This is a genomic window from Pontibacter sp. LHS2, from assembly GCF_058932845.1.
Window position 1 is genome coordinate 946,540 of sequence record NZ_JBZYWG010000003.1, and the last position, 21,138, is coordinate 967,677.

General features: G+C 50.1%; 22 protein-coding genes and 1 tRNA gene. 8 read left to right on the plus strand and 15 right to left on the minus strand.

Annotated elements, in window-relative coordinates; all coding sequences use genetic code 11:
• Positions 1-4: 4 nt before the first annotated feature.
• From AC5FX6_RS17565 to AC5FX6_RS17595, 7 genes are all read right to left on the minus strand, one after another.
• Entirely contained in the window at positions 5-3,433 is a 3,429-nt protein-coding gene (locus AC5FX6_RS17565; protein WP_493598262.1) for an efflux RND transporter permease subunit, read from the minus strand.
• 18 nt (positions 3,434-3,451) lie between these two features.
• Entirely contained in the window at positions 3,452-4,600 is a 1,149-nt protein-coding gene (locus AC5FX6_RS17570; protein ID WP_493598263.1) for an efflux RND transporter periplasmic adaptor subunit, read from the minus strand.
• Between the two features lie 33 nt (positions 4,601-4,633).
• The gene (locus AC5FX6_RS17575) at positions 4,634-6,004 is read right to left on the minus strand and encodes a TolC family protein (protein ID WP_493598264.1); all 1,371 of its coding nucleotides are present in this window, start codon (positions 6,002-6,004) and stop codon (positions 4,634-4,636) included.
• A gap of 20 nt (positions 6,005-6,024) precedes the next feature.
• On the minus strand, positions 6,025-6,663 hold the full coding sequence (locus AC5FX6_RS17580; RefSeq protein ID WP_493598265.1) for a TetR/AcrR family transcriptional regulator: 639 nt from the start codon (positions 6,661-6,663) through the stop codon (positions 6,025-6,027).
• A 266-nt stretch (positions 6,664-6,929) separates the two neighbouring features.
• Positions 6,930-7,673, minus strand: coding sequence for a LytR/AlgR family response regulator transcription factor (locus tag AC5FX6_RS17585; protein ID WP_493598266.1), 744 nt, complete (start codon positions 7,671-7,673; stop codon positions 6,930-6,932).
• Complete coding sequence (locus AC5FX6_RS17590) at positions 7,648-8,706, minus strand: sensor histidine kinase (protein ID WP_493598267.1); 1,059 nt, start codon at positions 8,704-8,706, stop codon at positions 7,648-7,650. The genes AC5FX6_RS17585 and AC5FX6_RS17590 overlap by 26 nt, the downstream gene beginning before the upstream one ends.
• Entirely contained in the window at positions 8,706-9,554 is an 849-nt protein-coding gene (locus AC5FX6_RS17595; protein ID WP_493598268.1) for a LiaF transmembrane domain-containing protein, read from the minus strand. The genes AC5FX6_RS17590 and AC5FX6_RS17595 overlap by 1 nt, the downstream gene beginning before the upstream one ends.
• A 381-nt stretch (positions 9,555-9,935) precedes the next feature.
• Between AC5FX6_RS17595 and pheS the strand changes: the two genes are divergently transcribed.
• The 4 genes from pheS (at position 9,936) to AC5FX6_RS17615 (ending at position 12,606) form a co-directional block, all read left to right on the plus strand.
• The gene (gene pheS, locus AC5FX6_RS17600; protein ID WP_493598269.1) at positions 9,936-10,964 is read left to right on the plus strand and encodes a phenylalanine--tRNA ligase subunit alpha; all 1,029 of its coding nucleotides are present in this window, start codon (positions 9,936-9,938) and stop codon (positions 10,962-10,964) included.
• Between the two features lie 159 nt (positions 10,965-11,123).
• Positions 11,124-11,981: a 3-hydroxyacyl-CoA dehydrogenase family protein gene (locus AC5FX6_RS17605; RefSeq protein ID WP_493598270.1), complete on the plus strand. Its 858-nt coding sequence runs from the start codon at positions 11,124-11,126 to the stop codon at positions 11,979-11,981.
• Complete coding sequence (locus tag AC5FX6_RS17610; protein ID WP_493598271.1) at positions 11,884-12,393, plus strand: hypothetical protein; 510 nt, start codon at positions 11,884-11,886, stop codon at positions 12,391-12,393. Before AC5FX6_RS17605 ends, AC5FX6_RS17610 begins: the two co-directional genes overlap by 98 nt.
• A 139-nt stretch (positions 12,394-12,532) precedes the next feature.
• A tRNA-Asn gene (locus tag AC5FX6_RS17615) sits at positions 12,533-12,606 on the plus strand.
• A 39-nt stretch (positions 12,607-12,645) separates the two neighbouring features.
• Here AC5FX6_RS17615 and AC5FX6_RS17620 read toward each other — a convergent pair.
• A complete protein-coding gene (locus AC5FX6_RS17620) occupies positions 12,646-13,671 on the minus strand; it encodes an AI-2E family transporter (protein WP_493598272.1) in 1,026 nt (341 codons plus the stop codon).
• Between the two features lie 233 nt (positions 13,672-13,904).
• On the opposite strand from AC5FX6_RS17620, the gene AC5FX6_RS17625 reads away from it, so the two are divergent.
• Entirely contained in the window at positions 13,905-14,075 is a 171-nt protein-coding gene (locus tag AC5FX6_RS17625; protein ID WP_493598273.1) for a hypothetical protein, read from the plus strand.
• A gap of 67 nt (positions 14,076-14,142) precedes the next feature.
• Here the strand turns inward: AC5FX6_RS17625 and AC5FX6_RS17630 are convergent, their stop codons facing one another.
• From AC5FX6_RS17630 to AC5FX6_RS17650, 5 genes are all read right to left on the minus strand, one after another.
• Complete coding sequence (locus tag AC5FX6_RS17630) at positions 14,143-14,757, minus strand: sterol desaturase family protein (RefSeq protein ID WP_493598274.1); 615 nt, start codon at positions 14,755-14,757, stop codon at positions 14,143-14,145.
• Positions 14,758-14,864: 107 nt separating this feature from the next.
• Complete coding sequence (locus tag AC5FX6_RS17635; RefSeq protein ID WP_493598275.1) at positions 14,865-15,386, minus strand: shikimate kinase; 522 nt, start codon at positions 15,384-15,386, stop codon at positions 14,865-14,867.
• Between the two features lie 16 nt (positions 15,387-15,402).
• Positions 15,403-16,494: a BT_3928 family protein gene (locus AC5FX6_RS17640; RefSeq protein ID WP_493598276.1), complete on the minus strand. Its 1,092-nt coding sequence runs from the start codon at positions 16,492-16,494 to the stop codon at positions 15,403-15,405.
• Positions 16,495-16,566: 72 nt separating this feature from the next.
• Positions 16,567-17,037 (minus strand): hypothetical protein, encoded by a 471-nt coding sequence (locus AC5FX6_RS17645; RefSeq protein ID WP_493598277.1) that lies wholly within the window; start codon positions 17,035-17,037, stop codon positions 16,567-16,569.
• Between the two features lie 156 nt (positions 17,038-17,193).
• On the minus strand, positions 17,194-17,748 hold the full coding sequence (locus AC5FX6_RS17650; protein ID WP_493598278.1) for a DUF1599 domain-containing protein: 555 nt from the start codon (positions 17,746-17,748) through the stop codon (positions 17,194-17,196).
• Between the two features lie 42 nt (positions 17,749-17,790).
• On the opposite strand from AC5FX6_RS17650, the gene folP reads away from it, so the two are divergent.
• The 3 genes from folP (at position 17,791) to AC5FX6_RS17665 (ending at position 20,115) form a co-directional block, all read left to right on the plus strand.
• Complete coding sequence (gene folP, locus AC5FX6_RS17655) at positions 17,791-18,648, plus strand: dihydropteroate synthase (protein ID WP_493598334.1); 858 nt, start codon at positions 17,791-17,793, stop codon at positions 18,646-18,648.
• On the plus strand, positions 18,645-19,493 hold the full coding sequence (gene cdaA, locus AC5FX6_RS17660) for a diadenylate cyclase CdaA (RefSeq protein WP_493598279.1): 849 nt from the start codon (positions 18,645-18,647) through the stop codon (positions 19,491-19,493). Before folP ends, cdaA begins: the two co-directional genes overlap by 4 nt.
• A gap of 280 nt (positions 19,494-19,773) precedes the next feature.
• Positions 19,774-20,115: a hypothetical protein gene (locus tag AC5FX6_RS17665; protein WP_493598280.1), complete on the plus strand. Its 342-nt coding sequence runs from the start codon at positions 19,774-19,776 to the stop codon at positions 20,113-20,115.
• A gap of 65 nt (positions 20,116-20,180) precedes the next feature.
• Here the strand turns inward: AC5FX6_RS17665 and AC5FX6_RS17670 are convergent, their stop codons facing one another.
• Complete coding sequence (locus AC5FX6_RS17670; protein ID WP_493598281.1) at positions 20,181-20,867, minus strand: TlpA family protein disulfide reductase; 687 nt, start codon at positions 20,865-20,867, stop codon at positions 20,181-20,183.
• A 57-nt stretch (positions 20,868-20,924) separates the two neighbouring features.
• Positions 20,925-21,137 (minus strand): PLDc N-terminal domain-containing protein, encoded by a 213-nt coding sequence (locus AC5FX6_RS17675; RefSeq protein ID WP_493598282.1) that lies wholly within the window; start codon positions 21,135-21,137, stop codon positions 20,925-20,927.
• Position 21,138: the final 1 nt, after the last annotated feature.

Consider the following 21,138-nt stretch of genomic DNA (forward strand, 5'->3'; position numbering starts at 1 on the left):
ATATTTATAAGGTGTATTCTCTCACTACTTTTCCATTAACTGCGGCCTCTTCCTGCCCCATAATCTTCACAGCTCCGGCTGGTTTGCGCTCACCTTTCAATTTGGCTCGCAATTTTTCGTTCAGCAGGTACATCACAGGCACAATCAGCAATGTGATGACCGTTGCAAAACCCAAGCCAAAGATGATCGTCCAAGCCAATGGCCCCCAGAAGGCGGCACTATCACCACCCATGAAAAAGTTCGCTTTGAACTCCGTGAACAGGGTATAGAAGTTCAGGTTTATACCTAACGCCAATGGTATCAGGCCTAGTATAGTCGCCGTGGCCGTTAGCAATACCGGGTTCAGACGCGTCTTGCCTGCTTCCACGATCGCCTCTTTCAGATCACGTCCTTCTTCTATCAGCATGTCTGTGAACTCCACGATCAGGATACCGTTTTTCACCACGATACCTGCCAGTGCCACAATACCCACACCGGTCATTACCACTGACATGTCCATTCCGAAGATGGAGAAGCCCAGCAATACGCCGATGATGCTGAATAGCACCTCTGACAGAATGATGAACGGCTTCGAGATGGAGTTGAACTGCGTCACCAGCACCAGGAAGATAATCAGGAAGGCCGCTACCAGGGCAATCATCAGGAAGTTGGCAGTTTCTTCCTGCTCCTCCTGCTGTCCGCCCATGCTGATCTCGTAACCTTCCGGCGTTTCAAAGTTCTGCAGCGAACTACCGATGCTCTGCACCACTTCGTTCGCATTATACCCGTCCAGCACGTTCGACTCCAGTGTTACCACTCGTTTCAGGTTCTTGCGCTTAATACCTCCGTATGAAGTACCGTACTCAATGTCTGCCAGCGACGAAAGCGGGATCTGGCGTACCTGCCCGCTGTTCATGTCGCGGTATGTGATGCGCATGTCCAGCAATGCATCGATGTTCTTGCGGTAAGGCTCTGCATAGCGCACCTGTATCGGGTACTCCTCTTCGTCCAGTTTGAACTTGGAGGCCTCGTCTCCGAAGATGGCCGTGCGCAGTTCCATACCTATCTGCCCGGTGCTAATGCCTTCGCGGTTGGCACGTTCCCGATCAATGTTGATAATGATCTCCGGCTTGCTGTCTTCCAGGTCACTGCGAAGTTCTTCTATACCGCCGATCTGCTGCTGCTCGATGTAGGTCTGCACCTGTTTTGACAAAGCCACCAGCCCTTCAAAGTCTTCGCCAGCTATCTCAATGCTCACCGGCTTACCCACTGGCGGACCGTTCTGCTCTTTGTCTACCGTGATGTTGGCACCCGGTATACCGCGCACCGCATCGCGTATTTCGTTCATGTACGCCTGCGAGCTGCGCTCGCCGGTCCGGTATTGATACTCAACGAAGGCTACGGTAACCTTCCCTAAGTGAGATTGTGCGGTCACGCTGCGGTCATTCTGGTCGCCGGCGCCAATCGCCACATTGGAAATAACCGATTCCACATCGCCATTATCCGTACCGATCACACGGTTGATGCGCTTCTCTACTTCACGCGTAACCGAGTCAGTCACAAGCTGATCAGTACCGACCGGCATGCTGATGTAGGTATACACGAAGTTCGGATCAGAATCCGGAAAGAATACTACTTTAGGCGCTCGTACACTAGTTAGAAAAATAGAGAAAATAAGTAGCACAAACATGCTCAGGAACATCCAAACAGGGCGTCTACCCATCAGCATCCAGCGCAAAAGGCGCTCATAGCCGCGCATGAAACGTGGCAGCGTATTATTCTGGAATCCGTGAATCATTGGGCGGAACACGAAGCGATTGAGCAGTACCAGCACCACAGCCAGCATGATCAGGTTGGCCGTACCATACCAGCCGGCCATATAGCCCACGATAGCTACCAACGCAGCACCACCAACCAGCAACCAGAAGTTGCGGCGGGCACGTGGTGCGATATCAGCTTCCTGCGCATGCTCTTTCTTCATGAAAGAAGCCGCAAACACCGGGTTAATGATAAAGGCTACCAGCAACGAGGCCATCAGTGTCACGATCAACGTGATCGGCAGGAAGAACATAAACTTACCCACAATGCCTGGCCAGAAGGCCAATGGCAGGAATGGAGCCACCGTAGTAAGCGTACCGGCTAGTACAGGTATAAATACCTCGCCGGCGGCCAGTTTTGCTGACTTGATAATTCCCAGATTGGACTGGTGTAGGATACGGTGCGTGTTTTCGATTACCACAATGGCATCGTCCACCACAATACCCAATGCCAGCAGGAACGAGAAAAGCACGATCATGTTGAGCGAGAAGCCCAGCACTGGCATCAGCATAAAGGCGATGAACATGGAGATCGGAACCGACAAGCCCACAAAAATGGCATTGGTCGTACCCATGAAAAACATCAGGATCAGGGTCACCAGCACGAAACCGATGATGATCGTGTTGATCAGGTCATTTAGGGTATGACGCGTCTGTGTGGACTGGTCACCTGTAATCGTGATCTTGAGGTCAGCTGGCAGCACGTTGGCCTGCATCTCCTCTACCATCTCGTGGATGTTGTCAGAGGCCTGTATCAGGTTCTCGCCACTTCGCTTGATCACGTTGAGCGTGATTACGGGCGCGTTATCCAGACGGGCAAAGCTTTCCTGTTCTTCAAAGCCTTCTTTTACCTCAGCGATCTCTTTGAGCTGGATGTTGGCACCGCTCAGCGACTTTACTACAATGTCCCCGATCTTGTTCGGGTCGGTATACTGACCCACCACACGCACAGAGCGCTTCATCTCGCCTACCGAGATATTGCCTCCAGACACAGTGACGTTCTCAGAAGAAATAGCCCGCTTGATGTCGGCGAAAGTCACCTGCGCTACCTGCATCTTGTAGAGGTCTACGTTCACCTGCACCTCCTTGTCCAGAGCACCCACCATGTCCACGCGGGTAATCTCGGGCTGTGACTCAATGCGGTCCTGTATGTCTTCAGCGTACTTTTTAAGGCGATCGAGGCTGTAGTTGCCCGACACGTTGAGGTACATGATCGGGAACTCCGAGAAGTTCACCTCCTGCACGTTCGGGTCCTGGTCGAGGTCAGTTGGCAGGTCGGTGCGGGACTTGTCCACCGCGTCCTTCACCAGTTGCTTCGCCTCTACCACATCCACGTCGGTGTTAAACTCGACCGTGATCATTGAGAAGTCCTGAATCGAGTTGGATGTCACCTTTTTCACACCCGAAATAGCCTTCAGCTGCTTTTCGATAGGGCGGGTCACCAGGCTCTCGATATCGGCCGGCGATGTGCCCGGGTATACCGTACCCACAAACACCGTTGGAATCACGATGTCAGGGAAGTTTTCTTTTTGAAGCGTGATATACGAGAAGATACCCCATACCGCGATGATCAGGGTAATGATGTAAATACTCGTCCTATTATCAATAGACCAATTGGTCGGCTTGAAATATTTCATAGTTTGCTGCTTAAAAGGTTATTGCTGCGCGATACGCTCCTGGTTGAAAACAACCGGCTGCCCCTCGTTCACACTCTGGTATCCTGCTGTAATGATGTAGTCTTGTGCCGTCAGTCCTTTCAGCACCTCTACCTGTCCCTGGTAGTTCACGCCAGTCTCTACCTCTTTGCGGGTAGCCACATAGCGCTCTCCCTGCTTTTGGGCCACGTACACGTACTGCGAGTTTTCGTCGCGCTGCACCAGGTTCACAGGTATAATGATGGCGTCTTCTTTGCGATAGTCCTGTATGCGTACTACAGCCACCAGGTTCGGGCGCAATTCGACTTTCACGTTCTTCGGACGTAGCTCGATCATGAACGTGCGGCTGCTTGGGTTAATGAAGCGGCTTACCACATCCACAGTGGCTGTTATCTCCTGATTCAGGTCAGGGAAGCGTACCAGGGCTTCGTCGCCTTTGTTGATCTTAGCCAGGTAAGCCTCTGACACTTCCGCCACGATCTTCGTACCATTGGTATTCACTACCCGAATGATGCCCACACCTGGTGACACAGCCTCCCCTGCATTCGGGATTACATTATCCACCACGCCGCTCACAGGGGCTTTCACGTTGTACTGGTCACGCTGCTGCTGCAGGGTAGCCAGGTTGCGCTCCAGGGCCTCTTTGTTGTTTTTGGCTGTCAGAAACTGCATTTCGGTTCCGATTTTCTGATCCCAGAGGTTTTTCTGACGCTCGTAGGCCACATTAGCCAACTCCAAACGAGTGCGTACCTCAGCGATGCTCTGCTCCAGTACCTGTGCGTCTATGGTCGCCATGGTTTGTCCTTTGGTTACTTTATCGCCACGCTTCACACGTACGCTTGTCAGCACGCCCGGCACTTTGGCGCTTACCAGTACGTTCTGGTCAAAGTCCACACGGCCCTGCACCTCCAGGTAGTGACGGAAGGTATCCTGCTGCACCTGCGCTACGGTTACCGGCACGGTCTTCTTCTCAACCGGTCCGCCCTTGCCCTCTGCTTTAAGCTCTGTCTCCAACTGGGCGATCTGCTCCTGCAGTTCAGTTTGCTGCTTTTTCAGTTCAGCCAGTTGCGCCTCTTTGTCATTGCCCTGGTTGCAGGCGGCCAGGCTTAGAAACAAGGCCAGCGATGAAAATCCAAATATCTTCTTCATGATCAGTCGTGTGTAAATCTTTTTTCGGGTGTTTTATTTTGTAAGTAGGGTGCCAGTGGCTTTGTCGAGGTTCACTTTCGCGATCAGGGCATCATACATGGCAGCGTAGTAGTTGGTCTGGGCCTGGCGCAGGTCGGTTTCGGCGGTCACCACCTCCAGGTTAGAGCCTACGCCCTCCTGAAACTTGATCTTGGATACGCGGGCGATCTCTTCGGCTAGCTCCAGATTCTCGCGCTGTGATGCCAGTACGTCGAGTGAGTTCGTCAGGTCTGTGGAGGCCTGCTCCAGCTCTAAGTCTATACCTTGTTCCAGACTCTCAAAACCAAGTTTGGCATTTTCGAGCGTCAGGCGGGACTGCTGTACCTGGTAGTGCTTGCGCAGGCCGTCGAAGATCGGCAGCTGCAGGCCCAGGCCCACATAAGCAAAATCGAACCAGTTGCGGGTGCGGGTAATCTCACTGAAGTCATTGTTGGCAGCCACGTAGCCGTAGCGACCGTTGAGGTATAGCTTCGGCAGATAGCCGGAACGAATGTTGCGCAGGTTCAGCATGGCCAGGTCGCGCTGCGTCTCCAGCACAGAGTACTCAATGCGATTGCTGTAATTGAAGCCGTTTCGGTTCGTCTTGGCCATATCAACCTGGACTTCACTTAGGCTATCAGTTAACAATAGCTGCTCTCTCTGCGGCATACCCATCTGAAACTTGAGCAGGTCCTCACCTAGTGTAAGCAAGCGTTCTGTCTTCTGCTTTTCTACTTTCAGGTTGTTGTAGGTCACACGCAGGCGATCCACATCCAGCTTTTCAGCCACGCCCTGTTCAAACATCACCTGTGTCTGCTTCAGGAGCGTGTCCAGGCGGTAGAGGTTCTGGTTGAGAAGCTCCATGCGCTCCCGGCTCACCAACACACTGTAGTAGGCTTTGGTCACCTGCTCCACTACTTCAATCTCGTTCTGTTCAGTGGTTTTGCGCGAGAGCTCGGTATAGGTTTTAGCGGCTTTCAGGCCGATCAGGTATGAGCCGTCGAAAAGCAGCTGGCTTGCCGTGATTGCGGCATTACCTGTATACTGCGGCGTAAATACTACGGGCACGAAAGTGCCTGGCTCCGGCGCGTTCGGGTTATCGGGATCCTGGAAAAACTCGGCAGGCAGGAAGCTCTTCTGCTGAATCACGTTTTTGCCCAGGTCAGCAGCGGCATTGATCTGCGGCAAGCCCATCGACCGGATCTCTCCTACTTTGGCTTTGTCGATATCCTGCTGATTGCGGGCCATCTTCAGACTTGCGCGGTTCTGCAGGGCGTAGTCTATACTCTGTTGCAGACTGAAAGCCTGCGGCGACCCCTGCGCAAGCACCTCAAAGGAGCTCACCACGACAACTAGAGTCAGTAACAGGCTGATGTGTTTTTTCATAATTGGAAAGGTGTGAACGATTATTCTTCTTCTGTAATTTGCTTGTAGTCGTTGATCATCTTGTGTCCCTTCAGCGTGGCGATGCCGAGCATGAAGCATTCTAAGCTGATCATCTGCACAGGCAGCACCTCAAATTGGTGCCGCGGAAACATGGTCGCGTCAAAAGGCACCTCAATCTGGGCCAGCCTCAAACGGGCTACTACCTCCACATCGAGCTCCTTGCGAAAGAGCCCTTCCGCCATGCCCCGCTCCAGATTAGCTTTAATCTGCTCTAGCAGGTACTGGCTCTTGTACTCCTGCCACAGCCTCCAGGCACTGGCATGGTACTTCTGCAGGTCATGAAAAATAGCGGGGTGAATGTTCGCGAAAATGCGACGCGTGGTATCCATTACTGACCACAGCTCTTCAATGGCATTGGGGGCTTCACGTTGGCATTGGTCGCAGTCTGCCTTTACTGACAGCAGATAGTTGTTAGTAGCAAAATGCACCACCTCGTCTTTGTTGCTATACCACTTGTAAATGGTTTTCTTAGACATGGAGAGGTGCTGCGCTATATCATCCATCGACACGCTCTTGATACCACGCTGGCAGAAGAGCACGAAGGCCTCTTGCGCAATTTTCTCTTTTACAGTCAGTTGTTGTGATGTTGCTTCTTCCATCTTCATAATTCCGCTGCAAAACTAAGGAAACGTTTTTTATTTCGAAAGTTTCCACCATGATTTAACAGAATTACTTAGTGAATGTTTGATGTGCAAGTGGCAAAGGGTGTCAAACAGCTGAAGACAAAATTGTCAGTTTTTTTACTTAGGTAAAAACAATTTAGACGAACAGTATAAAACCTGATTCGAATCAGCAAATTCTACTGCCGAACAGTCATTGGCATAAGGTATAGTGAGATGCGCAACGAGTTATAGGATAGGTATACCTATATGCCCAGCACACTTCTTAGTCGGGTATAGCCACTCTTACTCAGTGGGATGCGCTCACCGTTGCGCAGCAGGGCCACGTGACTGTCCTTCTCGAAAGGTTCGATGCGGGTAAGTTGCGACAGCGCCATGATATAGGAGCGATGCACCCGTACAAACTGTTTCGGGTCAAGCGCCTTCTCATAGTAGCCCATGGTCTTCTTCTTTAAAAACACGCCGTCACGGGTATGGATCTTCACATAATCGTCGTAGGCCTCCAGGTATAGCACATCGCCCACAGGTATGATCCGGATGTTGTTGCCGGCCCGTACCACAATGCGGTGCTGTTCCTCGGGCTGCTTCCCGGTTACTTCCTCCAGCGCAGTGGTCGCAGGTATAGTCTGTGCCGCTGCCTGACTCTGCAACCACTTGCGTATGGCCGCATCGAAGCGATCTCTGCTAAAAGGCTTGAGCAGGTAGTCCACGGCATTGGTTTCAAATGCTTTGATGGCGTACTCGTCAAAGGCAGTGGTGAAGATGACGCCAGGAGCCTGCTCTACCAGTTCCAACATCTCGAAGCCGTTGATCTTGGGCATCTGGATATCAAGGAAGATCAGGTCAGGCTGGTGCTGCATGATGGCCTTTACACCCTCGAATCCGTCACCACACTCCTGCGCTACTTCTAGTTCCGGGTAGGCTTGCAGGTACTCGGCCACGATGCTGCGGGCCAGCGGTTCGTCATCTATTATCAGGCATTTTTTCATAGTGCTGGGGTATCTTGATGGTTGTGGTGAACTGATGGTCTTGTTGATTGGTGCGCAGCAGGTCCTGCCGGGCATACAGCAGGTATAGCCTGCGCTGGACTGAGTCGAGCCCGAAGCCGGTGCCCTTGCGGGGCTGGCTCGTGGCCGGGTCATAGGGGTTCTGTGTCGTGATGGTCAGGTAGCCATCTGCAGTAGTCGCTTTCACCTTTATTGCCGTATCCCCCACCGTGTCGTAGAGCCCAAACTTGATGGCGTTTTCCACGACCGGCTGCAGCAACAGGACAGGCAGCTTCATGCTTTGACTTTCCTCGGTGGCCTCTACCTCTACCTGCAGCCTATGCCCGAAGCGTACTTTCTCAATGTCCAGGTATAGCTGCAGTTGCTTCAGTTCCTCTGCCAGCGGCACTAGTTGGTTATTGTCCTTGCGCAGGGTGCCACGCAGAAAATCCGAGAGCTGCTGCACCATGGTGCGGGCCTGTTCCGGTCGACTCACGGCCAAAGCGCTGATGGAGTTGAGGCTGTTGAACAGAAAGTGCGGCTGCAGTTGCTGGCGTAGGTTATAGAGCTCAGCTTCACGGGCCAGTTTCTCGGTGGCCGCCTTGCGCTTCTCGGCTTCCTGCAGCTCACGGGTATAAAACCAGAGCCAGGTCAGGAGAAGCATCAGGAGCAGCATCAGCCAATTAAAAGCCACCCGCACGGCCAGGGTACTATTCACAAAGCTTAGGTAAAGCACCTTGTTCTCAAACAGGGTATGGGAGCTCCAGTAAAAGATGGTAGCGCTTATACCTGCCAATCCGAGGCTCCAGCCCAACAGGTAACCGGCCTGTCGTAAGCTGGGTTGGTAATAGCGCAAGCCCGTACCCATGGCAAAGCCGCCAATGGCCAGCACCAGATTAGTGAGGAAAGCGTCTACCACGACAATGCGCCACCCAAAGCCCGTTGGCCAAAGCACTAGTACCTGCACCAGTGACCAGAGCAAGGCCCAGCCAAGGTATAGCAGCACCAGGCGCACCTGTGAAGCTACCCCCTCCATTAGTAGCTCTTAATGCTCAAGCCGCCAAAGAGGGTGGTGCCTTTGAGAATCAGCACTTTGTTCGGATCATAACCCTGTGGCATGGCCGGGCGCTTGTCGTCAATCCCGCCCAGTATGGCCACCATCTCGTCGGACTTGACGTGCCAGTGCGGCGGGATGATCAGGGTAGTGCCCCCGAAAATCTGGGTAGCCTCGAGTACGATCGGGTGCTGTATGTCAGCCTGCATCAGGTTAAGCTCCGTGCCACCAAACACACTCACCACTTCGCCCCCTTTGAAGTTCTTAGAGACGATGTTTTTTTTTATCCCTCCGAGCACTGCCGCACTGTCAATGCGATCTTCAGGCCCGTATGTCGCCTCGTTCGTTGCGCTACTGTAACCGTCCGAGGTATAAGCTTCATCGCCGGTGTAGTCGGTATAGCCGCCGGGATAGGCTCCATTCACGGGGTCCGTGTAATAACCAGGCGTATCTTCTGGTCTTGGGTTGGGGACCGGACCCACCTGGTTTTCCCAAGGGTTACGCTTTTTAGGCTTCATGATTAGCCACAGCCCCAGTCCGATGATCAGGATTGGCCAGAAATACAGCTTTAAGTTGATATCAAGGAAAAAGTGTCTGTCGAGCAGAAACACGCCTCCGATAACGATGAGCACAAGCCAGCTTGGTTTCTGAAACGAGTGCTTAAAGCCCAGGAACAGGCCCAGCGCGATCAGGAACATTGGCCAGGAGAACACCCAGCCCGGAAGAAAGAAAATGCCCATTTTGGCAGTGAGCAACAGCACACCCACCATCAGGAGGAACACCCCAGCCATTTTGCCGGAACCGCCTCTATTATAGTTTTGATTTTTCATGGTCTTATTTCGTTTAGTTTTAATTTCTGTACCAAAGGTATAACAAGCGCTAGCACAGCTCAATGGCTTTTAGGCTACCTCTGGACAGAAGTCGGTAAACGGCCGGTTTGCGTCGGTAAAGCAAATTAGTTTATTAATTCACTCTTTGAGAATATGGTCCAAACCTTTTTGTCATTCTGTGAAGAAACCAGGTTGAAAAATATGGCCCCTACCCCCGGGAGGCCAAGCCTTTGCTACTTGCGGGGGTAGGGGCCATATTTACTAAGATCCTTACAGGATGACAACAAGAGAAGAAAGAACCGGCCCAGCTTCAAAGTCGATGATTTGATTTATAAGGCCAAAACAACCGCTAAATTTCGCAATTTATTATCTTTGCATACTATGGTTGAGAATATACAGAGAGTAGCACAAGAGATAGAGGCTGCGCCGCTTAGTAGCGCTGCCGATTTGGAGCAATTCAGAATAGCGTACATTGGCCGCAAAGGGGCTATCGCTGCCCTTTTTGATGATCTGAAATCAGTAGCGCCAGAACAGCGCCGTCAGGTGGGTCAGGAACTGAACCAACTCAAGAACAAGGCCCAGGCCCGTTTCGACGAAGCGCAGGAGCAACTGGCCAATGCCAGCACCGGTTCTGAAGCCGAAAACGCTTTTGACTTTACGTTACCTCCTGTACCTAACACACTGGGCACTCGCCATCCGCTTTCGCTGGTGCGTGCTGAGATCGTGCGCATTTTCGAGCGCATCGGCTTCAACGTGGCCGACGGACCCGAGATTGAGGACGACTGGCACAACTTCACGGCCCTGAACTTCCCGGAAAACCACCCGGCCCGCGAGATGCAGGACACCTTTTTCCTGAGCGAAGACCGCGACAAGCTGTTGCGTACCCATACCTCCAACGTGCAGGTACGCCTGATGGAAAACAACCAGCCGCCACTCCGCAGCATCATGCCGGGCCGCGTATACCGCAACGAGGCCATTTCGGCCCGTGCACACATGGTGTTCCAACAGGTAGAGGGCTTGTATGTGAATAAAGGGGTGAGCTTCAAAGACCTGAAAGAAACGCTTTACTACTTCGCCAAGGAGATGTTCGGGCAGGAGACCAAGATCCGTTTCCGCCCATCGTTCTTCCCGTTCACGGAGCCAAGCGCCGAGATTGATATTTCCTGCCTGATCTGCAAAGGCGAAGGTTGCAACATCTGTAAGCAGTCTGGCTGGGTTGAGATTGGTGGCTCCGGCATGGTTGACCCGAACGTACTCGAAAACTGCGGCATTGACTCTACAGTATACTCAGGCTTTGCATTCGGCATGGGCATCGAGCGCATCACGATGCTCCGCTACCAGATCAAAGACCTGCGCTTGTTCACCGAAAACGACGTGCGCTTCCTCCGCCAGTTTAAAGGAGTAATTTAATAATTGAGTTCATGAGTGAGTTGGTGATTGAGTGAATGTTTTGATTTAGATATTGATTTAATTGTTCAATTGTAAATCTCAATTGAGGCCTATAGAAGCTTGCCCTCTTACGATATGGAATAGCTCCTTCACTCATTCACAAAATTAAAAATCAGAACTATGAAATTCGAGGATATCAAGACGATAGGGATAATAGGTGCCGGCACGATGGGCCAGGGCATTGCGCAAATTTGTGCGCAGGCTGGGTATAAGACCATCCTGTTCGACATCAATGCGCAGGTGCTGCAGAAAGCAGAAGCCACCACCGTCAAGAACCTCGACAAAGGGATAGAACGCGGTAAACTAACCGAAGCTGATAAACAGGCGACACTGGAGAACTTATCTTATACCGGCGATACGCTGCAGCTGAGCTGCGACGTTATCATAGAAGCCGTGGTAGAGCGCCTTGAAGTGAAGCAAAGTATATTCAAGGATTTGGATGCTGTCAATACGCCAGACACCATTTTCGCTTCCAACACGTCGTCTATACCGATCACACGTATTGCGTCAGGTATACCTAACCCAGAGCGTGTCGTGGGCATGCACTTCTTCAATCCGGCTCACATCATGAAGCTGGTCGAAGTGATTTCAGGGGCTGCCACATCACCGGAAGTAGCTGAAACCATTAAGCAACTGGCCCTGAAACTGGATAAGAAACCAGTGATGGCTAAAGACGCTCCGGGCTTTATCGTGAACCGGGTAGCGCGCCACTTCTATGTGGAAGGGTTGAAACTACTGGAGGAAGGTGTGGCTGATGCCAAAGGTATAGACCGCCTCATGCAGGCCAGTGGCTTCAAGATGGGACCTTTCGAACTGATGGACCTGATCGGCGTAGACACCAATTACTCTGTTACTTCCTCTATGTTTGAGGCTTTCCATTATGACTCAAAATTCAGACCGAGCCGCATACAGCAGCAGAAAGTGGACGCTGGCCACCACGGCCGCAAATCAGGCAAAGGCTTCTACGATTATCAGTAGGCTTTTCTACCTGCTGGCCTTATTCCTGTTTGCTTCCTGCAGCGATAACAACCAGGGACCAGGTATACCTAACGTACCGGTGAGTGAGCAAATCAATGTCAACAGCCAACTCTACCCACGCCTGCGGCAGGACGGCGGTTACGCATACCTGGATGGTGGCTACAAAGGCATCATCGTGGTGCGCCAGAACGCCAACCTATACCTTGCCTTCGAGCGGGCCTGCACCTACGACCCAACAGCTGCCACTCCTTGTGGTCGTGTAGAAGTGGATCAGTCCAATCTGTTTATAAATGATAAATGCTGCGGCTCCCAATTCAACTTTCAGGGTGGTGTGATGACCGGACCGGCTGTTTATGGACTTAGGCAATACCGAACGGCGCTCAACGGCTCTTTGCTCCATATCATGAATTAATTTTTTTAGATTGATACCCAGAAATTTACGTCTTGTGTGAAGATTTTTTTTGGACAGGACTTGCATAATCTCGAAAAGCACCGTAATATTGCATCATAATTCAACGGCAGCACATCGCCAGCGAAGATAACCGAAACACTCTTCCTTAGCTCAGTCGGTTAGAGCATCTGACTGTTAATCAGAGGGTCCCTGGTTCGAGCCCAGGAGGGAGAGCAAAAAGCCACTTACAGGTAAAACTGCAAGTGGCTTTTTTTATTTCCTTTTCTCTTCTAGCACATCCTTTATATACAACTCCTGTACCATCACCATCAGAACAGCCAGTATAGGCGCAGCCAGCAATAGCCCTAACGCACCCAATAGTAGGCCAAGCAGCACTTGAAAGAACAGCAAAAGTGCTGGCGGCAAGTCCACTGTCCGTTTAAATATAATGGGGGTAATCACATAGCTTTCCACCATCTGAATACCGCCATAGATCAGGATCACATAAAGTGCCATCTGCCCTCCTTCTGTCAGACCAATGAGCACAGCGGGCACGCCAGCCAGCCAGGGACCTATATTAGGCACAAATGCGAATAGAAAGGCGATGAAGGCCAAAGCAAATGCCAGGGGAAGTCCGATAAGATTGTAGCCAATGGCAGTGCTGACACCAATCATCGTCATAGCAAGCAGCATGGCCACCAGCCATTTCCGCAGGGTTTCATAACACTTGTCAAGCACCTCGAGTATACGGGTCCGCTTATGGACGGGAAACAGCCTGGTCAGACCATGGGTATAGAGGGTCGGGTTTGAGGCCAGGAATAAGGCTGTGATAACCACTATCACCAGATCGGCAAGAAATCCTAGCGTCGTATAAAAAGCACCGGTAACCTGCGAGATAAGATCATCCTGCGCTGGCAGTGCGCTTTTAAAGCTATCGGGCAGTTCCTCCTCAACCCGTTGCCCCCAGCCTCGCTCGCTTAGCCAGTTCCGCAGCTGCTCAATGGACTTAGGTAAGGTTTCCCGCATCTGGCCTACCTGCTCTGCCATAGTAGGTGCCAGTAGCCAAAAGGCCCCTATGATCAAGCCAAAGAAAAGCAGCACTGACAGCAGTAGTGCCACCCAACGCTTCATTCCTGTTTTCTTGACCACCCACTCAGCCAAACCACTGAAGAGCACGGCAAGCAGAATGCCCGAAAACACCAGCAGGAAAAAGTAACCTTGACTTATTAGCAAGTAAGCGAAGAGGACAAGGAATACCGCCGCCGCAAACCGCTTAATGAAATTGTAGAAATCCAGCATTAAGGAATTGACGCTTTATAAACATGAAGACGTTTTCATGTGTTTACTCATATGATATGCCTTAGGTTAAGAAAAGACTGATGATCTTCCCCAAGCGCCCTACTTCCTCTCAAGCAAACCTTTTCTCACAAAAGCAAGTATCTTATATATATGACAATTTCGTCATATTAACCACAGCCGCACGCTTTATGATAGCGTATAATGCTGAGCTATAACCTAAACTAACTAAGACTATGAAAAATATAAGACTATATCTGCCAGTCCTTTTCGTATTGATGGCTGTCACGATGACTAGTTGTGACGTCATTGCCGACATCTTTAAAGCTGGTATGTGGACCGCACTCATCATCATCGTTCTGATCGTGGCCCTGGTAGGCTGGCTGTTTAGCCGATTCAGAAGATAAACTTTAATACCTAACACAAAAAAAAGGGAGCCAATCGGCTCCCTTTTTGATTTTATAGCATCTGAAATTATTTTGATCCTGAGCGCTTCGGCATAGTGCCCAGTATGTAGTCCCAAAGCGGAGATGATACGCCATAGGCTACATTCGGATCTTTATAGTGGTGAATGCTGTGGTGTATCCAGAGTTGCTTCAAGAAGTTCTTAGGCGGTGCGTAGGCATGCACGGCATAGTGCACAAACAGGTATAGCGCGTAGCCAAACAGCAGACCGGCTACTACACCGAACACAAACTGCCCAAAGATCAGCTTGAACACAAAGAAGAAAAACGAAGCGATGAACAAGCTCACGATCGGCGGCATCGCCAGGCGCTCTTTGTCTTTCGGGTACTCGTGGTGGTTACCGTGGAATGTATACTGAATGCGCTCCTTCATTGGCGTGTCGGTTTCCATGTGAAATACGAAACGATGCGCGCAGTACTCGATCAGAGAGAAGATAAGCCAGCCCAGCAGAAAAAATCCGATCGCCTCCAGCACATTGATGAAGCTATACGTGATGCCGTAATAGATCAGTCCGATGGCAATGACGATAAAAATGGAAATAGGCAGTGCAATGTGGGTACGGGTCAGTCTTTCCAACACAGGGTTTTGGAATATCTGGGCTTGTCCTTTGTGATTGGGTTTCATAGTCAGGTTTTGCTAAAGACGGATTTCAACTGCAAAATTAGTCAAATATTAGGTATAGCGTATGTATTTATCCGCTGCAATACATATGCGGTAACGAGGAGTTTTGATTATGGTTTAACTAACGATTCTAATCGTTCAATGTTATACCTTTTTCCCGATAATGTAAACCTGGCCTTTTTGTAAAAACTGATGCGTTCAGCTAATGTTCTGACTATGAAATCCTTTAGTTCCGCTTCATTTTTCTGAGCTAACAGAGGACGCTGATTCAGGTCTGTTAACAGCAAACGCCGGGCAATTTCACCTGCTGGCACATCCAGAAAAACGCTTTTGCCGTGCTGGTTGATATAATCCATGTTGTCAAAGAAGCAGGGTGCTCCGCCGCCCGTAGCGATAACAGACTGCTCAAATTCCTGCACTACCGCTTCCAGTGCCTGCCGTTCTTTTTGCCGGAAGTAGTCTTGCCCTCCTGCCTCAAACAGCTGCGGAATTGTTTGGCCTTCCCGCTGTTCGATGTAGTCGTCGAGGTCTACAAAGGTATAGCCCAGCCGCTCGGCCAGCTCACGGCCTAGTGTGGTCTTACCGGCCCCCATCATACCGATCAGGAAAATGCGCTGTGTGTTCAAAGCCAAAGTATAGACGGGTCTCTTACAGCAAACTCACAAGCTCCGACACTTCTGGTGTGTCGTTGTGGTGCCACATGCCTTTCACGGTGCCGTCCTGCAGCAGCATGGTGCCGGGGTTGGAGCGCATCATGGTTTTAAGCACGGTGCCGTCACCGAAGAAGTAAGGAGCCGCCAAACCAACCTCGTGGCGGAAGGCCTCAAACTCCTGCCGGCCAGACGAAGTGATCACCACAGGGGCTATACCTTGTTGCTCGGCTTCCTGCACTAGTTGGATGATCTGAGCCATGTTGCTGCGATTAGCTTTGTCCACATTGTGCACGATCACCAGCAATTTCTTGCCGCTTAGAATCTCCTGCGTGAAGTCGCCCTCGTCGTTCCACACATTGAAGTCAGTGATTTTCGGGCCGTCCTCCGGGTTGATCGCTACCATTTCCTTGAAGGTGTAGGCCTCGTCCATCGGGTAGTCTTCGAACTCTTCTTCCTGACCGTCTTTCACCATCACGTACTTATAGCGCAGTGGAGCCGATGGCTTCATGAGCGCAGGTATGTTATTCCCTATTTTATAAGCGCGGAAATCAACGTAAGGCAGGTGCTCGTAAGCGTACCAGCCGATGCCCACCGAGATTAAAGCAGTGAGCGCTGTTACGGTTGCTCCCACTTTTGGCTGCACGATTGGCTGCAGGTAGCGCTTGTAAAGCAGCAGCCAAATGATCATCACCAACAGCACAATGTCTTTGGTGAACGACTCCCAAGGTGTGAGCTTGATGGCATCGCCGAAGCAACCGCAATCGGTCACTTTGTTGAAGTAGGCTGAGTAGAAGGTCAGGAAAGTGAAGAACACGATCATGGCCAGCAGCAGCCACAACACTTCCTTGAGCTTCCAGCGGATAAGCAGCGCCACACCCAGCACGATCTCGGCCGCACTCAGGAAAATGGATAGAAACAAAGCCGCTGGTACCAGCGTCAGAAATACAGGTGAAATGTCGTGGGCGAATACCTCGAAGTATTCCTCCAGTTTAATGGCCGTGCCTACCGGGTCGTTGATCTTGATCAGACCCGAGAAGATGAACAGCACTCCTACGAAGAGCCAGAAAAATTTGGTGATGTATTTCATGGTTTACCTCCCCCCTGCCCCCTCCTAAAAACAGGAGGGGGAGAGGAATATGTTTATGTTTTAAAATTGTGACTAAATGCCTAGTTCTCTTTTTTTCTTATTTACTAAGCCGCCCATCTCACTTAAATCTCTAGTGAAACCTCCTACACTTAGTCCGCTGCGGTCAGTTGCAAAAAGAATATAATCTTCGTGCTCCTTGATTTTTAGTTTATATAAAGGCGGAAAAATAAACCACAATAAAACTACCGACTCTACCTCTAGCCAGCTTACTTCTATTTCTTCACTGCCTCTGATCACTTTTATCTTTTGGTTACCTATTTCAACCATCGCAAACTTGTCCTGAAATATCAGAAATACAAGTATCGCTAACGAACCAACTAGTATGAATATTGAAAAAGTAAACCAGTCCATCGCTTTATGCTCGCCGTTGAATGTTGCCAGTTCAGGATCAATAACATTCAGGGCAGGTATTGTTATAAATAAAAGACCAAAGAACAATAGACCGTATTTAAGAGAGCCGTAGGCAAGTTTATCGCTTTTCATCAGTTGATCTTAAATTTTAACCTAAACTGTCATTCCGAACAGAGGGTAAGGGATCGCGATTAGTGCGAAATCTGAAACGCTGCCTTAGCATCAAAATCTTCAGATCTCTCCTATCGTCGAGATGACATACTTGTATGTTTCTATCTAACCTATACCTTACCTCACCGTCTCCGCAAAGCCCTGCTTAATCAGCGCAAACACAGCATAGTTGATCATGTCGCGGTAGTTGGCCTCTACCCCTTCTGAGATCAGGGTATGGCCTTCGTTGTCTTCGATCTGCTTGGTGCGGTAGAGCTTCATCAGGATAATATCCGTGATAGAACTCACACGCATATCGCGCCAGGCTTCGCCGTAGTCGTGGTTTTTGGCATTGAGCAGTTTGATGTTCTCCTCAATATGCTCGGTATACATGCGCTCTACCTCCTCTGCCGATAGCGTCAGTTCGTCACTCTCCTGCAGGCCAAGCTGCATCAGGGCGATCACGCAGTAGTTGATGATGCCTACAAACTCGTCGCGAATGTCGTCTTCCACCATCTGCTTGCCCTTCTCCTGTATGGAGCGGATGCGTTGGGCCTTGATAAAAATCTGGTCGGTGATGGATGGTAAACGCAGCACGCGCCAGGCGGTGCCGTAATCTTTGGTCTTCTTGACAAAGGTGTCTTTGCAGCGGTTTACTACCTGATTATATTCCTGGAGTGTTTGACTAATCAACTTTTTAGCTTTAATTTTAAACGATTGACAGATACGCCAACATTGGAATCGAAAGATAAGTTTTTTCGAAGGAAAAGTACACTTAACTGCCGCGGAAAAATCCTTTCGCTGGATACGCCGCTGGTCATGGGCATCCTCAACGTTACGCCTGACTCCTTTTATGCAGGCAGTCGCCTCAGCTCTCCCGACGAAGTGTTGCACCGAGCCGAAGCCATGCTGCGTGACGGCGCCGACATTCTCGACCTGGGAGGGTATTCCTCGCGTCCGGGTGCTGCGGATGTTGCTGTAGCAGAAGAACTGGATCGGGTTATACCTGCCATAGAGGCTATCATGCAGGCTTTTCCGGAAGCAGTTATTTCAGTGGATACTTTCCGGGCTAATGTGGCCGAGGCAAGTATACAGGCAGGCGCTTCGATCATCAACGATATTTCGGGCGGCAACCTGGATGAGGCCATGTTCGAAACGGTGGCCCGACTACAAGTGCCATACATCCTCATGCACATGCGCGGTACGCCGCAGACCATGAACAGCCTGACAGATTATGACGACCTCGTGCTGGACGTTATAGACGAGCTGCAGACCAAGGTGGCGCAGCTGAAAAACCTGGGCGTAAACGACCTCATACTGGACCCGGGTTTCGGTTTTGCCAAGACCGTGGATCAGAACTTTGAGCTAATGCGCCGCCTTGAGGAACTACGTATACTCGAACTGCCGTTACTAGTGGGAGTATCCCGCAAGTCCATGACCTACAAGTTCCTGGGCATCGATCAATCTGAAGCACTGGCCGGCACAATAGCACTTAACACCATGGCGTTAGCAAAAGGCGCCGACATTTTGCGGGTGCACGACGTAAAAGAAACTAAACAGACTATCCAACTATACACGAAAGTAGCGCATTGATTCCTTTATTTACACTGGGTTTTTTGGAGATTGAGTTGCTGGATGTGCTCGACATCCTGCTTGTTACAGTATTGCTGTACCAGCTCTACAAGCTCCTGACCGGTAGCGTAGCCCTTAAAATTTTCCTGGGACTGCTCTCCGTATACCTGCTATACCTGGTAGTAAGGGCGGCGGGCATGGAGTTGCTCAGTATTATCCTCGGCCAGTTCATGGGCGTGGGTGTGCTTGCGGCCATTATTGTATTCCAGCCTGAGATCCGGCGCTTCCTTTTACTCATCGGCAAGACAACGGCTTTTAACAACGACCGTCTGTTCCGCGGTTTTCCGTGGCGTCGTGACCAGGTAGAGAAACTCAGCCTTACCCCTTTCATAGAAGCCTCTAAATCACTGGCCGCCAAGAATACGGGTGCGCTAATTGTATTTGCCAAAAGCTCTGAATTGAAATATTATGCTGAGTCCGGTGACCTGATCGATGCCGTGATCTCGAAGCGATTGCTGATGTCGATCTTCAACAAGACGAGTCCGCTGCATGACGGTGCCGTAATCATATCGGGTAATCGCATCAAAGCGGCCCGCTGCATTTTGCCGGTAACAGAGAACAACGAGATTCCTGCCTCCATGGGCTTGCGCCACCGTGCCGCTATTGGTCTCACCGAAGTAACCGACAGCGTGGTGCTGGTGGTATCGGAGGAGACGGGTCAGATCGCCTTGGTGCGCAATGCTGAGGTATACCGCAACCTCTCCTCTGCCGACTTGCGTGTGAAGCTTAATCACTTCCTGTTTGATACAGACCAGAAACCAGCTACCGCCCCCGCTCCAGCTGAGAAGTCTGTGAGTGCGGCTTAGGTATAATCTACACTAGCAGTAAAGCCAGCCTTTTAAGGCTGGCTTTTTTGTTTGTCACCGGTGCCAGTATAGCTCTATGCATTTGCTAAAATTGTACAGCTCCGTCCCAAAGTGTGGAACAGATTCCCCATCTCTATTTTACTTTCCACAGTTTTCGCACAACACGATAAAAACACAAAATACTTATTGTCAACCACTTAACATCCAATAACAGTTTTGGCACGGTTATGCCAATAGGGCAATGCGAAACAAATGTTAACCTGAACTAAACTAACATATCATGAAAAAAGTAACTTTTCTAGCAGCCGCTATCGCCCTTCTTGGATTTACATCAATTGATGCGAACGCACAAGCTACCCAGGCTGCTGAGCAAGCTCAGACTCAAACTCAAAACGACAATAAAGAAAAAGTTACCAAAGATCAGCTTCCAGCCCCTGTTAAGGCGGTGCTAGATCACGAAGCTTATAAAGAGTGGACTGTAGGTGATATCTATAAAGTGAAGCCAGCTGAAGGCGCAGCCGACGCGAAAGTGCTTTACGAAATCGCCCTGACAAACAAAGAAGGTCAGACTGGTACGATCACCCTTGACGAACAAGGCCAGGACGCTTCTAAAGAAGAATAGCCATAGCGCATTTAATGAACTATACTTAGAACTATAGAAAGGGCCTCCGCTAAGCGGAGGCTTTTTTAGTTTATAGAGCTCAAAGCAGACTCGCCAAGCAGCTGCTCCACCTGCTCTTTCAAATTTTTGTAGTTGATGGCATTCGCCTTTTCTTGTGTAGTCGTCACCTTTTCCCCCTTTTCGTTTGTATAGGTCATCGGTACAGCTGCTCCCTCTGAAAAGCCTATTATCTTTCTTTCAGTGTTTACCAAATAACTGACTGGATAGCCCAGAATATGTCTGAAGCCTGAAATATTTAAGGTATGAACGTTTTCATCCATCTTTTTTGATGGAACGAGCAAAATCTGGTCATTGTATTTTCTTGCCATCTTGCGAAGCTTCTCTCCTTTCGTGTCATGAAATAGCACGATAAAAGTTACCTTATCTGCATACTCTTTGGCTACCTTGTTTAGGGCAGAAACCTCACTAACACAGCCGGCGCACCATGTAGCGGAAGTAGTGAGTAGTAACGGCTTGCTGAGGCTTTCAAGTTTTACTTTCTTATTATCTAATGTTTTGAAAGTATGGCTGTCAATATAAGAGCCAATGATGCTGTAACTTACCGAATCGCGGTAAGCAAGAGCAAGGGGCTTGTTACCTGCATCCCAAGCTTTCTGCTCCTCCATTTTATACTGGATTATTTTCGCTTCTGTATCGGCAAACATTTTCCTGTCTGCAGACCTAACTTGGCCATACCCTGTCAGGGCTAGCAACAGCATAGCAGCTATACCTAGTATTGTTTTCATTTTATGATATAGGATTGATGATCGTTATTGTCTCTTCTTCCAAAATACCCAGTAAGCCAGTAATCCAAAAAAGGGCACTACCCACAGCACGACCATCCAAAGCAGGCGCTCTGTCAGGTTATAGTTTGTTCTGAAGATCAGGTGCAGCAGCGAGAGCACTACTAATATATAATAAGCCACTACCAGTAGCATGATGGAGCCGAAGAAAGGATCGTTTCCGATAAAGCAGAATAACATA